Origin of the sequence: Pseudomonas sp. R5(2019) (assembly GCF_009905435.1) — a bacterium.
Classification (GTDB): domain Bacteria; phylum Pseudomonadota; class Gammaproteobacteria; order Pseudomonadales; family Pseudomonadaceae; genus Aquipseudomonas.
In genome coordinates, this window is the sequence record NZ_JAAAMT010000016.1 from 80,389 (window position 1) to 96,902 (window position 16,514).

General features: G+C 61.0%; 15 protein-coding genes. 11 read left to right on the forward strand and 4 right to left on the reverse strand.

Annotated elements, in window-relative coordinates; translation table 11 throughout:
• Positions 1-58: 58 nt before the first annotated feature.
• The 4 genes from GUY40_RS13140 (at position 59) to GUY40_RS13155 (ending at position 3,791) form a co-directional block, all read left to right on the forward strand.
• Positions 59-1,345: an MFS transporter gene (locus tag GUY40_RS13140; RefSeq protein WP_166569375.1), complete on the forward strand. Its 1,287-nt coding sequence runs from the start codon at positions 59-61 to the stop codon at positions 1,343-1,345.
• A 75-nt stretch (positions 1,346-1,420) separates the two neighbouring features.
• Complete coding sequence (locus tag GUY40_RS13145) at positions 1,421-2,173, forward strand: 5-oxoprolinase subunit PxpA (RefSeq protein ID WP_166569376.1); 753 nt, start codon at positions 1,421-1,423, stop codon at positions 2,171-2,173.
• Complete coding sequence (gene pxpB / locus GUY40_RS13150) at positions 2,170-2,874, forward strand: 5-oxoprolinase subunit PxpB (RefSeq protein WP_166569377.1); 705 nt, start codon at positions 2,170-2,172, stop codon at positions 2,872-2,874. Before GUY40_RS13145 ends, pxpB begins: the two co-directional genes overlap by 4 nt.
• Positions 2,871-3,791, forward strand: coding sequence for a biotin-dependent carboxyltransferase family protein (locus GUY40_RS13155; RefSeq protein WP_166569378.1), 921 nt, complete (start codon positions 2,871-2,873; stop codon positions 3,789-3,791). Before pxpB ends, GUY40_RS13155 begins: the two co-directional genes overlap by 4 nt.
• Positions 3,792-3,952: 161 nt before the next feature.
• Here GUY40_RS13155 and GUY40_RS13160 read toward each other — a convergent pair whose 3' ends face one another.
• From GUY40_RS13160 to GUY40_RS13170, 3 genes are all read right to left on the reverse strand, one after another.
• The gene (locus tag GUY40_RS13160; RefSeq protein WP_166569379.1) at positions 3,953-5,131 is read right to left on the reverse strand and encodes a VWA domain-containing protein; all 1,179 of its coding nucleotides are present in this window, start codon (positions 5,129-5,131) and stop codon (positions 3,953-3,955) included.
• Positions 5,132-5,161: 30 nt separating this feature from the next.
• A complete protein-coding gene (locus GUY40_RS13165) occupies positions 5,162-6,007 on the reverse strand; it encodes a MoxR family ATPase (RefSeq protein WP_166569380.1) in 846 nt (281 codons plus the stop codon).
• A gap of 133 nt (positions 6,008-6,140) precedes the next feature.
• Complete coding sequence (locus tag GUY40_RS13170) at positions 6,141-7,214, reverse strand: DUF748 domain-containing protein (protein WP_166569381.1); 1,074 nt, start codon at positions 7,212-7,214, stop codon at positions 6,141-6,143.
• A gap of 125 nt (positions 7,215-7,339) precedes the next feature.
• Between GUY40_RS13170 and cysK the strand changes: the two genes are divergently transcribed.
• Both cysK and GUY40_RS13180 read left to right on the forward strand, forming a co-directional pair.
• Positions 7,340-8,314, forward strand: a complete 975-nt coding sequence (gene cysK, locus GUY40_RS13175) for a cysteine synthase A (RefSeq protein WP_166569382.1) — start codon at positions 7,340-7,342, stop codon at positions 8,312-8,314.
• A gap of 165 nt (positions 8,315-8,479) precedes the next feature.
• On the forward strand, positions 8,480-9,418 hold the full coding sequence (locus GUY40_RS13180; RefSeq protein ID WP_166569383.1) for an aspartyl/asparaginyl beta-hydroxylase domain-containing protein: 939 nt from the start codon (positions 8,480-8,482) through the stop codon (positions 9,416-9,418).
• A gap of 19 nt (positions 9,419-9,437) precedes the next feature.
• Here GUY40_RS13180 and GUY40_RS13185 read toward each other — a convergent pair whose 3' ends face one another.
• Positions 9,438-10,412 carry a LysR family transcriptional regulator gene (locus GUY40_RS13185; protein WP_166569384.1) on the reverse strand — a complete coding sequence of 325 codons (975 nt, stop codon included), beginning with the start codon at positions 10,410-10,412 and terminating at the stop codon, positions 9,438-9,440.
• Positions 10,413-10,696: 284 nt separating this feature from the next.
• On the opposite strand from GUY40_RS13185, the gene GUY40_RS13190 reads away from it, so the two are divergent.
• The 5 genes from GUY40_RS13190 (at position 10,697) to GUY40_RS13210 (ending at position 16,503) form a co-directional block, all read left to right on the forward strand.
• On the forward strand, positions 10,697-11,998 hold the full coding sequence (locus GUY40_RS13190; RefSeq protein ID WP_166569385.1) for an MFS transporter: 1,302 nt from the start codon (positions 10,697-10,699) through the stop codon (positions 11,996-11,998).
• Between the two features lie 13 nt (positions 11,999-12,011).
• Positions 12,012-12,767 carry a class II aldolase/adducin family protein gene (locus GUY40_RS13195; protein ID WP_166569386.1) on the forward strand — a complete coding sequence of 252 codons (756 nt, stop codon included), beginning with the start codon at positions 12,012-12,014 and terminating at the stop codon, positions 12,765-12,767.
• Positions 12,764-13,693, forward strand: a complete 930-nt coding sequence (locus GUY40_RS13200) for a glyoxylate/hydroxypyruvate reductase A (protein ID WP_166569387.1) — start codon at positions 12,764-12,766, stop codon at positions 13,691-13,693. The genes GUY40_RS13195 and GUY40_RS13200 overlap by 4 nt, the downstream gene beginning before the upstream one ends.
• Before the next feature lie 53 nt (positions 13,694-13,746).
• On the forward strand, positions 13,747-14,979 hold the full coding sequence (locus tag GUY40_RS13205) for a Zn-dependent hydrolase (protein WP_166569388.1): 1,233 nt from the start codon (positions 13,747-13,749) through the stop codon (positions 14,977-14,979).
• Positions 14,980-15,153: 174 nt separating this feature from the next.
• A complete protein-coding gene (locus GUY40_RS13210) occupies positions 15,154-16,503 on the forward strand; it encodes an MFS transporter (RefSeq protein ID WP_166569389.1) in 1,350 nt (449 codons plus the stop codon).
• The last annotated feature ends 11 nt before the right edge of the window (positions 16,504-16,514 follow it).

A 16,514-nucleotide genomic window follows, 5' to 3' on the forward strand; every position in this document is an offset into this window, starting at 1 on the left:
CCACGACAATCATCGTCGTCGCTAAAACAATACCAATAAAGTTGATGCGGAGAGTCCCATGAATAAGTCGGGCACCCTGGAGCAAGTCGCAGCCGGTGAGCGCGCAGGCCCCTTTACCTGGTATCGCAACATCGGCAAACAGGAGCGCCGCACATTCTGGAGCTGCAAGATCGGCTACGGCCTGGACGGCATGGACACACAAATGCTCAGCTTCGTGATCCCGACATTGATCGCGATGTGGGGCATCACCACCGGCGAAGCCGGGCTGATTCACACCACTACCCTGATCGCCTCGGCGCTGGGCGGCTGGATCGCCGGGATTCTTTCCGACCGCATCGGCCGCGTACGGACCTTGCAGCTGACCGTGCTCTGGTTCGCGTTTTTTACCTTCCTCTGCGGCTTTGCCCAGACCTATGAACAACTGTTGATTGCCCGCACCCTGATGGGCTTCGGCTTTGGCGGCGAATGGACGGCAGGTGCAGTCTTGATCGGTGAAGTGATCCGCGCCAAGGACCGTGGCAAGGCGGTTGGCATGGTGCAGTCCGGTTGGGCGCTGGGCTGGGGCATTACCGCGATTCTGTATGCGCTGTTGTTTTCCTGGCTGCCACCGGAAACCGCCTGGCGGGCGCTGTTTCTGCTGGGTATCGTGCCAGCGGTGTTTGTGATTTTCGTCCGTCGATTGGTCAAGGACCCGGAGATCTACAAGGCTGCCAAGGCGATCGAGCAGACCGAAGCACCGTCCAAATTCTACGAAATCTTCGCCCCGGGCATGTGGTTCACCACCTTTCGCGCCTCGGTGCTGACCACCGGCGCCCTGGGCGGTTATTACGCGATCACTTCATGGCTGCCGACTTTTCTCAAGAATGAGCGTGGCCTGAGCGTGCTGGGCACCGGCGGCTACCTGGCGATGGTGATCTTCGGCTCGTACGTGGGCTATGTGATCAGCGCGTACCTGACTGACCTGTTGGGGCGCAAAAAGAACTTCATCCTGTTCGCGGTGGGCTCTTTCATCATCGTGCTGCTCTACACCCAGATGCAGGTCAGCGATGGGGTGATGCTCTGGCTCGGCTTCCCCCTGGGGTTTTTCGCCTCGGGTATTTTCAGTGGCATGGGAGCGTTCCTGACCGAGTTGTTTCCTACCCGGATTCGTGGTTCCGGGCAGGGTTTCTGCTACAACATCGGCCGGGCGATCGCGGCGCTGTTTCCGCTGCTGATCGGCTTGCTCAGCCAGAAAGTGCCGCTGGGCCTGGGGATTGGTGCGTTTGCCGCGGTGTCCTACGGGGTGGTGATTGTGGCGGCGCTGAGCCTGCCGGAAACCCGTGGCAAGCAACTGGACGCGAACTGAGACCATGGCCTTGGCACCCACTGCTGACGCTATGATGCGCCACCATTTTTCCAGATCACACAAGGAGCCGCGGTCATGAGCCGGCTGCTACTGAACTGCGACATCGGCGAGAGTTTTGGCAACTGGACTATGGGCCTGGATGCCGAAGTCATGCCCTTTATCGACTGCGCCAACATCGCCTGCGGTTTTCATGCCGGCGACCCGAGCATCATGGCCAAGACCGTAGCCCTGGCGCTCAGCCATGGTGTGACCATTGGCGCGCACCCGGCCTACCCGGACCTGGTCGGTTTCGGACGTCGCTCGATGGCCTGTTCCGCCCAGGAAATCCAGGACCTGCTGCACTACCAGATCGGTGCGCTGGACGGCATCTGCCGTGCCAAGGGCGGGCGCGTCAGCTACGTCAAACCCCATGGCGCGCTGTACAACGACATGATGGCCAACCCACAGATTCTGCGAGCGGTGATGCAGGCGGTGGCGGCCTATGACAAGCGATTGCCGCTGATGCTGATGGCGACCCGCGACAACAGCGCTGCCCAGGCCATGGGCGAAGCGTTCGGTTTGACCCTGTGGTTCGAAGCCTTTGCCGACCGGGCCTACGATGAGGCTGGGCGTCTGGTCTCGCGGCAATTGCCGGGCGCCGTCCACCATGACCCCGAACAGGTGATCGCCCAGGCCCTGGCACTGGCCAGCGGCAAGGCCTTGATCGCCAGCGATGGCAGCGAGCTTATCCTGACCGCGAACACCCTCTGCGTGCATGGCGACAATGCAAGTTCCGTCGCAGCCGTGCAGCGGATCCGTGAAGCGCTCGACAGGCTGTCGACGCCATGACGCCGCGCATAGAAGTGGTGGGCATCGACTGCCTGATGGTGCGCCTGTTCGACCGCATTGATGAGGCCAACATGCCGTGGCTGCTGGCGGCCAGCCAACGCCTGCGCGCAGGCTTCGGCCCGCGCCTGATCGATCTTGTGCCGTCGTACACCACCTTGATGGTGCAGTACGACCTGAGGCATATGGCACCCAGCCAGGCGCGCGCCTGCATCACCGAAGCGCTGGAGCGGCTTGAACCGGATGCCGGTGGCGCGGGGCGCACTCATGAAATCCCGGTGTGGTACGACCTGAGCGTCGGCCCGGAGCTGGCCTTGTTGGCCGAGCGCAGCGACAGCACGATCGAACAGGTGATCAGCCGCCACAGCGGCCGCGACTATCAGGTCTTTGCCTTGGGCTTTGCACCCGGTTTCGCCTTTATGGGATTGGTGGACGAATCCTTGGCTGCACCACGGCTGGATACCCCGCGCAAGCGCGTGGCGGCCGGCAGCGTCGGCATCGCCGAGCGCCAGACGGCGGCTTACCCGGCGGTTTCGCCGGGTGGCTGGAACCTGATCGGGCGCACCCCAAGCCGATTGTTTGACCGTGAGCGGAAAGGCTACAGCCTGTTGCAGCCGGGCGATCGAGTGCGCTTCGTGGCGATCGACCATGCTGCGTTCATTCGTCTTGGCGGCGACGACACCCCCTTGGAGGCCTTGGCATGAGTCAGTTGTTGATCGAGGCGAGCAACCCGCTGTGCCTGCTGCAGGATGCCGGGCGATTTGGTGTCCGGCACCTGGGTGTGACCCAGGGGGGGGCGCTGGACTGGGTATCGATGTCCTGGGCCAACTGGCTGCTGGGCAATGCACTGGAGGCGGCCGTGGTGGAAATCACCCTGGGCGGTTTCGGCGTGCTGGCAGAGCGTGATTGCCACCTGGCGCTGGCGGGCGCAGACCTGGGCGCTCAGGTCGACGGGCAGCCGTTGTCGCCCTGGCAGGTGTTCAAGCTCAAGGCCGGTCAGCGTTTGCGCTTTACCCAGGCGCAGGACGGGGCGCGAGCCTATCTGGCTGCGCCAGGCGGCTTTGCGGCGCCTCAGGTACTGGGCAGTTGCGCCAGCGTGATGCGCGAGGCGCTGGGCGGGCTGGATGGGCTGGGGTCGGCGCTGGCCAAGGGCGATCGCTTGAGTGCTGCGGGAGAGGTGAGCGCTGTCAGGTCGATGCCGGTGGACTGTATTCCGGATTTCACCTGCACGGCGCCGCTCGACCTGGTGCTGGGCGCGCAAATTGGCGATTTCAGCGGCCAAAGTCTGTTTGATGCATTCAACAGCGACTGGACTATGGACACCCGTGCTGACCGTATGGGGATTCGCCTGCTGGGCCCGGCATTGAGGTATCTGGGCCACCCGATGATTTCCGAAGGCATCCCCTTGGGCGCGGTGCAGGTACCGCCGGATGGGCAGCCGATCGTGTTGCTCAATGACCGGCAAACCATTGGCGGCTATCCGCGTTTGGGGGCGTTGACGCCGTTGGCGCTGGCGCGGCTGGCGCAATGCCTGCCGGGCGCGGTGGTGCGGTTGGCGCCGGTGGTGCAGGACACGGCCCATGAGCAGCATCGGCGGTATTTGCAGCGGTTTGTAATTTAGGGCCGCTGCGGTCCGACAAGCCCGGCTGCGCGTATCTCCTGTGTAGGAGCCGGGCTTGCCCGCGATGAACGATGACGCGCACCCACTGAAAAACCGCGGTGCCCTCATTCGCGGGCAAGCCCAGCTCCTACAGGACGGTGTGCTTGCCGGAGCACCCCAGATTATTTGGAAAGAAACCGCATCCCTTCCTCCAACCCATTCAAGGTCAGCGCAAACATCCTGTCCTCGATCAGCTCGCGCACGATGTTGGTCGAGGCGGTGTAGTGCCAGGTGTCCTTGGGGTAGGGGTTGATCCAGATAAGCTTTTTGTACTTCTCCATGAACCGTTGCATCCAGACGTAGCCGGCTTCTTCGTTCCAGTGCTCGACGCTGCCACCCGGTTGGGTGATTTCGTAGGGGGCCATGGCCGCATCGCCGACAAACACCACTTTGTAGTCGGCGCCATATTTGTGCAGCAGGTCCATGGTCGAGGTGCGTTCGGAAGTGCGGCGCAGGTTGTTCTTCCACACCGACTCATAGACAAAGTTGTGGAAGTAGAAGTACTCCAGGTGCTTGAACTCGGTCTTGCAGGCCGAGAACAGTTCCTCGCAGATCTTCACGTGGGCGTCCATCGAGCCGCCGATATCAAACAGCAACAGCAGCTTCACGCTGTTGCGCCGTTCCGGGCGCATCTGGATGTTCAACAGGCCCGCATCGCGGGCGGTGTGGTCGATGGTCCCGTCGATGTCCAGCTCGTCCGGCGCACCCTGGCGCGCGAACTTGCGCAGGCGGCGCAGGGCGACCTTGATGTTGCGGGTGCCCAGTTCGACCTGATCGTCGAGATTCCTGTATTCGCGCTGGTCCCAGACCTTGACCGCCTTGCCCTGGCGCTTGCCGGCGTCACCGACGCGAATGCCTTCCGGGTTGAAGCCGCCCGAGCCGAACGGGCTGGTGCCGCCGGTGCCGATCCACTTGTTGCCGCCGGCATGGCGTTCCTTCTGCTCCTCAAGGCGCTTCTTGAATTCTTCAATCAGCTTGTCCAGCCCACCGAGGGACTGGATCTGGGCGCGTTCTTCGTCACTGAGCGAACGCTCGAACTCCTTGCGCAGCCAGTCTTCGGGGATCAGCGCCTGGAGCAGGTCATCGAGTTTTTCCAGGCCGTTGAAATAGGCCGAGAACGCCCGGTCGAACTTGTCGAAATGGCGTTCGTCCTTCACCAGAATGGCCCGAGACAGGTAATAGAACTCGTCCATGTCGGCGAAGGTCACGCCCTGCTTGAGGGCGTTGATCAAGTCGAGCAGCTCGCGCACCGACACCGGCACCTTGGCTGCACGCATTTCATTGAACAGGTTGAGCAGCATGGCCGTCGTCCCTCCGGGCAAGCGGGTTGATCAGCGGTTACCGCGGCGGCTCATGAACGCCAGGCGTTCAAGCAACTGCACGTCCTGCTCGTTTTTCACCAGGGCACCGGCCAGCGGTGGAATGGCTTTGGTCGGATCGCGCTCGCGCAATACCGCTTCGCCAATGTCATCAGCCATCAGCAACTTGAGCCAGTCGACCAGTTCGGAGGTGGAGGGTTTTTTCTTCAGGCCTGGCACCTTGCGCACGTCGAAAAACACTTCGAGCGCCTCGTTGACCAGGTCTTTCTTGATGTCGGGGTAGTGCACGTCGACGATGCGCTGCATGGTGACGCGGTCGGGGAAGGCGATGTAGTGGAAGAAGCAGCGGCGCAGGAAGGCGTCCGGCAGTTCTTTTTCGTTGTTGGAGGTAATGATGATGATCGGGCGATGCCTGGCCTTGATGGTTTGATCCGTCTCGTAGACGTAGAACTCCATTTTGTCGAGTTCCTGCAACAAGTCGTTGGGGAACTCGATGTCGGCCTTGTCGATTTCGTCGATCAGCAGAATGACGCGTTCATCGGCCTCGAAGGCTTCCCACAGCTTGCCTTTTTTCAGGTAGTTGCGCACATCGTGGACCTTGTCCACGCCCAGCTGCGAGTCGCGCAAGCGGCTGACCGCATCGTACTCGTAGAGGCCCTGGTGGGCCTTGGTGGTGGATTTGATGTGCCAGGTAATCAGCCGTGCACCTGCGGATGCGGCCAGTTGCTCGGCCAGCATGGTCTTGCCGGTGCCGGGCTCACCCTTGACCAGCAGCGGCCGTTGCAGGGTGATGGCGGCGTTGACCGCAAGCTTGAGGTCGTCTGTGGCGACGTATGCGCTGGTACCTTCGAACTTCATCTGCCAATCCTCGATCGTTCGCCGCACAAAGGCTGCGGGCGGAAAAATGTCATGCGCGACTATAACGCGGGCCCCAGTCGACTGGGAACGCAGACGGCCCATTCAGTCTCTGAATGGGGCGTCATGGTTTGACTCAGTCAGACTTGGGCGGCGGCTGTTCATAGTGGGCGTTGAAGGCCTGGATAAAGCCGTTGCGCAAGATCTGCAAAAACGCCTCGAATGCGCTGATATCACTTTGGTGCACGTTGCCGCTGAGCGCCACCCGGGTGGCGAACTGATTTTTGCGCTGGTTTTTCAGGACGTTTTCGGTGGTACCGACCAGCGCTTCCCAGATCGAACGCAAGACCCCCTCGTTCTTGTTTTCAGCGTCCTGCTGCAAGTTGAACACGTCCACATCGTGCAGCAGTGGCTTGATATAGCCGCTGAGCTTGCCTTTGTTGGCCTCGGCCTCGATCACCACGTCACCGCTGCCGGAATTGAAGTCGAACTTGCCATAGGCACTGGCAAAATCGTTGAGTTTGCGCAGTTCGATGCCGGTGGTGCGCATGCGAAACTCGAAATCCTCGAAATTGCCCAGAGGGTCGAAGGTTGCTGTGCTTTCCAGCGGCGCGTGCCCCAGCAGCAGCGCCTTACCCTCGAAGCGGGCATCGCGACGGCCCTTGAGGTCGACCACGTTGGTCAGGTTGAAAATGCTCGCGTTGACCCGGGTGGCCTTCAAGTTCACCGGTGGTTTTGAGCTGAAATTACGGAAAGTGATGATGCCGTTGTCGATTTGCACTTCGTTGAGGGTAATCGGCAACAGCTTGCCGAGCTGGGCGCGCCAGTCAGTGCCCTGACCGGTTTGGGTGGTCTGTTTGCTTTTGCCATCGACAAAGTTCAGTTCGGGCTCGAAGAACGCCACCTCGGCCACCACGGCATGGTCATACCAGAGTGAATGCCAGCTGACCGACAGGTCGATCAGCGGCGCATCGAGAAATGGCACCGGGACCTTGCCGTTCACCTTGACGATCTTCAGGCCATTGATTTTGTAGGCGCCACGCCACCAGGCCAGGTCCACATCGACGATCTGGCCCCGGTAGTCGCCCATGTCAGCCAGGCGCTCATTGAGGTAGTTGCGCACCATCCACGGCAGGGTCAGGTGGATGGCGAGCAGCACGACGATCAGGGCTGCCAGGCTGATCAATGGCCAACGGTAACGACACTTCATGGGTTTGGTCCCAAACGGTCTATACAGTGTTGACTGCCAGGGCGCGCAGGGGTTCGACGGGGGTGGACTGGCCGAGGGGGCAGGCTTACCCTTGAAGTTTTCAGATGGTGTGCAAAGGACCCTTCATGAGCCGTATTTTTGCTGACAACGCCCACTCCATCGGCAACACGCCGCTGGTGCAGATCAACCGCATTGCCCCCCGTGGCGTGACCGTGCTGGCCAAGATCGAAGGGCGCAACCCGGGCTACTCGGTGAAATGCCGGATCGGCGCGAACATGATCTGGGACGCCGAAAGCAGCGGTCGGCTCAAGCCCGGCATGACCATTGTCGAGCCAACCTCCGGCAATACCGGCATCGGCCTGGCCTTTGTGGCCGCTGCACGAGGCTACAAACTGATGCTGACCATGCCGGCGTCGATGAGCATCGAACGGCGCAAGGTGCTCAAGGCGCTGGGTGCCGAACTGGTGTTGACCGACCCGGCCCAGGGCATGAAAGGCGCAATTGAGAAAGCCGCTGAAATCGTTGCCAGCGATAAGGCCAACTACTTCATGCCGCAGCAGTTCGATAACCCGGCCAACCCGGCGATCCACGAAAAAACCACTGGCCCGGAAATCTGGAACGACACCGATGGCGCGGTCGACGTGCTGGTGGCCGGGGTCGGTACCGGTGGCACCATCACCGGCGTGTCGCGCTACATCAAGAAGACCCGGGGCAAACCGATCCTGTCGGTGGCGGTTGAGCCGCTCACCTCGCCGGTGATCACCCAGGCACTGGCCGGTGAAGAAATCAAGCCAAGCCCGCACAAGATCCAGGGCATCGGCGCCGGTTTTGTGCCAAAGAACCTCGACTTGTCGATGGTCGACCAGGTGGAGCTGGTCAGTGACGAGGAGTCCAAGACCATGGCGTTGCGGCTGATGCAGGAGGAGGGGATTCTCAGTGGTATTTCCTGCGGCGCGGCCATGGCCGTGGCGGTGCGCCTGGCCGAGAAACCGGAGATGCAGGGCAAGACCATCGTGGTGATTCTGCCGGACTCGGGTGAGCGGTACCTGTCGAGCATGTTGTTCAGTGACCTGTTCACTGAACAGGAAAACCAGCAGTAAGGGCTCAAGCGCGGGTCATGTGGCTTGCTCGCCAGATGATCCGCGGCAATAACACTCCCGACTGTTTGTTACATAATCCTCAACTCACAATGTTGGATCCCATCGGTTTTTACTGATACGGGAAGGGTTTATCATGGCCAATTGCTCATCAAGGAGTGTTGTTGCATGACCCTTTCTTTTGTAGCCAAGGCCTCGGTTCTACTCCTGTTTCTCGGCAGTACGCTCTATGTGCATTTGCGCGGCAAGGCGCGTTTGCCGCTGCTGCGGCAGTTCGTCAACCATTCTGCCTTGTTCGCCCCCTACAACGCCCTGATGTACCTGTTCTCCGGCGTGCCATCCAAGCCCTATCTGGACCGCAGCAAATTCCCTGAGCTGGACCTGCTCAAGGACAACTGGGAAGTCATCCGCGAAGAGGCCATGCACCTGTTCGACGAGGGCTATATTCGCGCAGCGCAGAAGAACAACGACGCCGGTTTCGGTTCGTTCTTCAAGAAAGGCTGGAAGCGTTTCTACCTCAAGTGGTACGACAAGCCCCTGCCTTCGGCCAACCTGCTGTGCCCGAAAACCGTCGAATTGGTCAGCAGCATTCCCAACGTCAAGGGTGCCATGTTCGCGCTGCTGCCCGGTGGCAGCCACCTGAACCCACACCGCGACCCCTTTGCCGGTTCCCTGCGTTATCACCTGGGGCTGTCCACGCCCAACTCCGATGACTGCCGCATCTACGTCGACGGCCAGGTCTACGCCTGGCGAGATGGCGAAGACGTGATGTTCGATGAAACCTACGTGCACTGGGTCAAGAACGAAACCGAACACACCCGCGTGATCCTGTTCTGCGACATCGAGCGGCCGCTGAGCAACGGCTTCATGACCCGCATCAACCGCCGTGTCAGCGCCTTCCTGGGTCGTGCCACGGCGCCGCAGAACCTGGATGACGAACGCGTTGGCGGCATCAACCAGGCCTACGCCTGGAGCAAGAACTTCAGCAACGGTGTCAGCGACCAGGTCAAGCAATTCAAGCGCGCCAATCCCAGGTTGTATCGGATTCTGCGGCCGGTCCTGGCGGTCATCGTCCTCTATGTGATCGGTCGCTGGCTGTTCGGCTAAGCGCTTGGCGTCGCATCCATCAGGTTTCGGGAGTAGCCAGTGCATGCTGGAAACTCTCGAGAAATATCGTTTCGGCGTGGGTCATTCTCTGGTCGCGGTTCCAGAGCAGATGAATGTCCACGTCGACGATCCCTTCCTCGGGCGGCAGGCGCCAGAGTTGTCCGCTTTGTACCTCCGCCTCGACCGCATGGTCGGGCAGGCAACCGATACCGAAACCGGCATACACCAGCCTTCGAATCTCTTCAAAGCTTGAGGAGGAGGCGACGATCTTGCCGGTAAAGCCTTGCTGATCGCGAAACATGGCCAGTGGTGAAAGGTTTCCACCGATCTGATCGCTGGTAAAGCTGACGAAGTTCTCACCCTGCAGCGACTCCAGGGTCAAATCCTTGCGCCCGAAAAAGCGGTGCCGTTGCCCGCAGAAAAAGGCATAGCGCTCGTGCAACAGGCAGCGTTGTTCCAGCTTCGGTTGCGGAATTCGACACAGGCCCACCCCCAGCGTTGCGGTTTTTTGCAGCAGCGAACTGATGATGTCGGAGCTGCGCATGACCTCTATCTCGAACTCCACGCGTGGGTGGCGGTGGTGGAACTCGGCGAGAAAATCGTCGTAGCGCGTCGACTGCACGCAGCTGATGGTCAGCAGCCGAATCTTGCCGATCACATCGTCCTGCCGGGTCTCGATGGCGGCACTGAGGCGCGAGACGTTGCCATAGATATCCGAGGCGATCCGATACACCTCATCACCGGCTTCGGTCAGGTCAAAGCGCGGCCCGCGACGCTGGATCAGTGTGCACTCCAGTTGTTCTTCCAGCCGCTTGAGGGCCTGGCTCACCGCGGACTGGGTGATGTGCAGGCGTGCCGCTGCCCGGCTGATGCTGCCTTCCTGGCCGATCACCAGATAGGTGCGCAGCAGGTTCCAGTCCAGTCGGTCATTGAGAAAGCGCCGGCTGTCCCATTTTGCGGCTTGAGGCTCCGAGGGTGCGGGTGTCTGGCTCATTGAATCGGTCCTGTTCGGGGAAGGCGAATAACGACTGAAAAACGTTGATGGAGGCTGCACCGCCGGCCTGCCTGGCGGTTTTTGCCGGTTGATCAGTCCGTCAGCTTTTAGCCAACGCCTGAGTTGAGGTTTATGAATATTAGCGTGGCTAATATAGTGCATAAGAATTAGAAAATTGACTAATTATTGGCCGGGCGCGATAAAGACGCAAGAGCGCCATCAGAGCGCAACCGGACTAGCCAAGTTCTGACTGCCTTTACAAGTAATCGAAAAAGGGCCCTGCGATGCACACGTCTTCCAACCAGCCACGCCGAGCGGCGGCGGCTGCCTTTATTGGCACCACCATCGAGTTCTACGATTTCTATATCTACGCCATGGCGGCGGCACTGGTATTGGGCCAGGTGTTTTTCCCAAGCACAGTTCCAGGGGTCAGCACCCTCGCGGCATTCGGCACCTTCGCCGTGGGCTTTATCGCCCGGCCCATGGCCGGCATGGTTTTCGGCCATCTGGGCGATCGTCTGGGGCGCAAGAAAATGCTCCTGTTCACCATGGTGCTGATGGGCCTGGCCACCACCTGCATCGGCCTGTTGCCCAGCTATGCCAGCGCCGGCATCTGGGCCCCGATCGGGCTGGTAGCGCTGCGTATCGTTCAGGGCATTTCCGTGGGCGGCGAATGGGGCGGTGCGGTGTTGATGGCCAGCGAACATGCGCCGGCCAAGCGCAAGACTTTCTACGCCTCCTTTGCCCAATTGGGCAGCCCGGCGGGTTTGCTGTTGGCCTTGATCGCCTTTCGGCTGGTGTCTTCACTCGATCAGGCTGATTTTCTCGACTGGGGCTGGCGCCTGCCGTTCCTGGTCAGCGGCCTGTTGATGCTGGTGGGTCTGGCGATTCGCTTCGGGGTCGAGGAGTCGCCCGAGTTCAAGGCGGTCCGCGAACAGGATCAGACGGCGAAATACCCGGTGCTGGAAGTGGTGCGTACCTGCTGGCGGCAGATCGTTTTCGCCGCCCTGGCGGTGACCATCGGCTCGGCGGGGTTCTTTTTCACCAACACCTTCATGATCACCTATGTCACCCAATATCAGGGCATCGCTCGCTCGACGATTCTCGACTGTCTGTTTCTGGTGACTGTCTTGCAGTTTCTCTCCCAGCCACTGGCGGCGTTGCTCGCCGAGCGAGTCGGCACCGAGCGCTTTCTCAAGTGTGTGGCGCTGTTGTGCATGCTCGTGCCTTACCCGATGTTCATGCTGGTCGGCACCCAGAACCTGGTGTTGATGACCCTCGGTATCGCCATGGCGGTCGTGACCTTGTCGGCGCTGTATGCAGTGATTGCCGGTTACATGTGCGAAGCCTTTCCGACCCGGCTGCGTTACTCGGGGATCTCGATGTCCTATCAGTTGATCAGCACCCTTGCCGGCGGCTCAACCCCCTTGATCGGCACCTTGCTGGCCACCCGCTTTGAAGGTCAATGGTTACCGCTGGCGGTGTTCTTCACCTTCCTTTCGGTACTTTCCCTGATCGGGATTTGTGGCCTGGCCCGCCTGCGTGGCAACGCGGCGCCTGCAGCCCGTCCCGCCATCGCACACTAAAACAGGAGTTTCCATGAGCAAGCCGTACACCTTCAGCGATACCGAATGGCAGGCCCGCTGCGAACTGGCAGCCCTGTACCGGATGATTGCGCACTTTCGCATGACCGACCTGATCGATACGCACATCACCCTGCGTATTCCGGGGCCGGAGCATCATTTCCTGATCAACCGCTACGGGGTCATTTTCGACCGCATGAAAGCCTCGGATCTGGTCCGCATCGACCAGCAGGGCCGGGTGATCGACAGTCACGGTGGTGAGCAACGGGTGAACGCCGCAGGTTTCGTCATCCACTCTGCCATCCATATGGCGCGCCCGGACCTGAACTGCGTGATCCATACCCACACCGCCGCCGGTATGGCAGTGGCCGCCCAGAAGCAGGGGCTGTTGCCGATCAGCCAGCATGCGCTGAAGTTCTATGGCAAGTTGGCGTATCACACCTATGAAGGCATCGCCCTATCGCTGGAGGAACGTGAGCGGTTGATCGCCGATCTCGGCCCGCACAAGGCCATGATTTTGCGCAACCACGGGCTGCTCGTGGGCGGCAGGAGCGTCGCCGAGGCCTTCCATGAGATCCACTTTCTGGAGCGTGCCTGCCAGGCCCAGGTCCAGGCGTTGGCGGGGGGAAGCGAGTTGCACTACCCGAGCGAAAGCGTCTGCCGTCATACCGCCGAGCAATTCGAGCGTGACGATGCCGAAGAAATCGTCGCGTTGAGCTGGGAAGCCGCACTGACCCTGATCCAATCCCAACGCGAGTCGTACTGCTCATGAACACTGTGGTCCTGTTGGCGACCGATGAGGGTTTGCTGGCCTCGCTCAAGCGCTCTTTCCAACGCGAAGCGCCGGAACTTGAAGTGGTACTGGCCGATGAGCCGGGTGCACAGCGTGCCGAGGTCGCCGCCTGCTGGTTTCCGCCTGCCGGCAGCCTGGCGCGGTTGCCGAACCTGAAACTGATTCATTCGGTCGCGGCCGGTATCGATCACCTGCAGCACGACCCGCAACGCCCGGCGTTGCCGGTGTGTCGCGTGGTCGATCCGGGCCATCGCCAGGGCATGACCGAGTACGTGCGTTGGGCGGTGATTCACTATCACCGGGGTTTTGACCAGGTCCTGCGCCAGCACCGGGAACAGCAATGGCAGCGGCCGGTTCAGCGCGCAGCGGCCAGCTTCAAGGTCGGCGTCATGGGGTTGGGCTCGCTGGGCAGTGCGATAGCCAGCGATTTGGCCGGCGCCGGCTACACCGTTCGTGGTTGGGCGCGCACCGGCAAGCATCTGGAAAAGGTCACCACCTACAAGGGCCAGGAGGATTTTGCAGCGTTTCTCGATGGGCTCGATCTGCTGGTCAACCTGCTGCCGCTGACCGACGCCACTCGGGGCATTTTGTGTCGTGAAACCTTCGCGGCACTGGCGCCTGGCGCGGCCATCGTCAACTGCGGTCGCGGCCAGCATGTGCTGGCCGACGATCTTGCCCAAGCCCTGGCCTGCGGTCAGTTACGGGGCGCGATGCTCGATGTGTTCGAAAAAGAGCCGCTGGCGGCCGAGCATCCGCTCTGGACCTTGCCCGGCGTCATCGTGACCCCGCACATGGCTTCAGCCGCCAGCCATGACTGCATTGCCCGCCAGGTCGCGGAAAACGTCCGACGCTTGAGCCAGGGCGAACCGCTGCTCAACACCGTCAGTGTTGCCCTGGGCTACTGATAACCACACCGGGCTTGGTTCGCAAGCCCGTTCGTTCAAGCAAGGTGACACCTATGTTGAAAATCAATGCGCACAGGCTGTGGGACAGCCTGATGGAAATGGCCAAGGTGGCGCCAACCGAAAAGGGCGGCAATTGCCGGCTGGCCCTGTCGATGGAAGACCGTGCCGGACGTGAGTTGTTCGCCGGCTGGTGCCGCGAGGCGGGAATGAGTGTCAAGGTCGACCGTATCGGCAACCTGTTCGCCTGCCGCCCGGGCCTGGACCCGGAGGCATTGCCGGTGGTGATGGGCAGCCATCTGGACACACAACCCAAGGGCGGGCGTTTTGACGGGATCTATGGCGTGCTGGCGGGGCTTGAAGTGGTGCGCCGTTTGAACGACGACGACATTCAGACGCAAAAACCACTGGAAATCGCGGTCTGGACCAACGAAGAAGGCGCCCGTTTCACCCCGGCCATGCTCGGTTCGGCGGTGTTTACCGGCAACCTTGAACTGGCCGCCGGTCTGGCTTGCAGTGATGCCAGCGGTGTCAGCGTGGCCCAGGCGCTGGAACGGAGCGGATACGCCGGCAGCGAGCCATTGGGGCGCCCGTTCGATGCCTACTTCGAGGCGCATATCGAACAAGGGCCGATTCTGGAAGACAACGGCGTGCCGGTCGGTGTGGTCACCGGTGGCCAGGCCATCTGCTGGTTGGACGTGCAGGTTGATGGCATTCCCGCCCATGCCGGCACCACGCCGATGCCGCTGCGCAAGGACGCCTTGTTCGGGGTGGCACAGATGATCGCGGCACTGGAGCAACTGGCCGACGATTTCGCCCCCAAAGGCCTGGTGACCGTCGGCCAGCTGGACATCGCCCGCTCCTCGCGCAACACCATCCCGGGGAAAGTGAATTTCACCGTCGATCTGCGCCATCACCTGGACACGCAGATCGACGCCATGGAGCGCACGGCGCGCGAGGTGCTGGTCAGCATCGCCGAACAGCGCGGCCTGAACTTGACCGTCAGCCGGCATTGGTTCAGCCCGGCAACACCGTTCGACCCAGCCTGTATCCAGGCGGTGCGCACGGCGGTCGAAGGGTTGGGCTATGACCATCAGGATATCGTCAGTGGAGCCGGCCACGACGCCATTCACCTGGCCCGGCATTGCCCGACCACCATGGTATTTATTCCCTGCGTTGGCGGCTTGAGCCACAACGAAGCGGAAATGGCCTTGCCCGATGACGTGGCCAAAGGCGCCGATGTCTTGCTCAATGCCGTATGGGCTCGAGCGGAACACATCGCCGGTTAGTAGCAACGCTTAACAATAACAAGTGAACACCCTGACGCCGTTTGAACGGCGCCAGCGAGCGCTTGCGCCTGAAAACAGGCGTCAGGGCCAACTTGCCTGCGATTTCAGTACTGCCAAGTAAACACAATAACTAAAACCGTGCCGCGTATTTAAACGCGCCCACAGGAGAACTCCATGAGTCATTCCACAACTACTTGCAGTGATACGCTTGAACCCAAGCAAACCGTCAATATGAAGAAAGTGGCGGTTGCCAGTGTGATTGGCACCACCGTTGAATGGTATGACTTGTTTGTGTTTGCCACTGCTTCGGCGCTGGTCTTCAACAAAATCTTCTTTCCCGACTTCGATGCCTTGATTGGCACTTTGTTGGCGTTCGGCACTTTTGCCTCGGCGTATGTGGCCCGCATTATCGGCGCTGCACTGTTTGGTCATTTCGGTGACCGACTGGGGCGCAAGTCGATGTTGTTAGTGTCATTGCTGACGATGGGGGCGGCCACGTTCGCCATCGGCTTGTTGCCGGACTACGCAACCATCGGTATCTGGGCACCGATCCTGCTGCTGACCTTAAGGGTGATTCAGGGCCTGGCCCTGGGTGGCGAGTGGGGCGGGGCGGTGTTGATGGCCGTCGAACATGCGCCTGCCAACCAGCGCGGGCTCTACGGCTCGTGGGTACAGATTGGTGTGCCGGCCGGGACCATGATCGCCAACCTGGCGTTCCTGGTGATCGCTGCCGTGCTGCCACAGGAAGACCTGCTGAGCTGGGGCTGGCGAGTGCCATTTCTGGCCAGTGTGCTGCTGATCGCCGTGGGCCTGTACATCCGCCTGAACATCACCGAAACGCCGGCTTTCGACAAGGTCAAAAAATCTGATACGCAAGTGAAACTGCCGCTGGCCGAAGTCATGCGCAAGTACTGGAAGCAGGTGTTGCTGGGCGGCATTGCAACCATGTCCACCGGTGCTTCGTACAACATCATTGTTGCCTTCGGCCTGACTTACGGCACTCAGACCCTGGGTTTCAGCCGCAGCGTCATGCTCACTGTGGTGTTGTTGTCGTGCGCTTTGTGCGTGGTGCTGCTGCCGGTGTTCGGTGCGCTGTCTGACCGCTATGGACGCAAGCCGATCATCATCGCCGGCATCGTCGGCGAGGCGTTGGTGGCCTTCCCGCTGTTCTGGCTGATGGACACACGCGAGCTGCCGCTGGTGATCCTCGGCTACGGCTTGCTGATGACCGCCTTTGCCGCCAACTACGGCCCCATCGCCACCTTCCTCGCCGAGCTGTTCGGCACGGGTGTGCGCTACTCGGGCCTGTCGATCAGCTACATGCTTTCCGGCCTGTTGGGCAGCGCCGCGACCCCGATTGTCACCACCGCCTTGTTGTCGGCGACCGGCAAGGGCTCGTCCGTGGCCTGGTACCTGATCGGCAGCGCGGTCGTGTCATTGCTGGCGCTGTTGCTGCTCAGTGAAACCTTCAAGAAAGACATCGCCAAGGTCAATTCCGGGGCTTCGAACGCGGCCCGCGCCTGACTCTTTTTCCT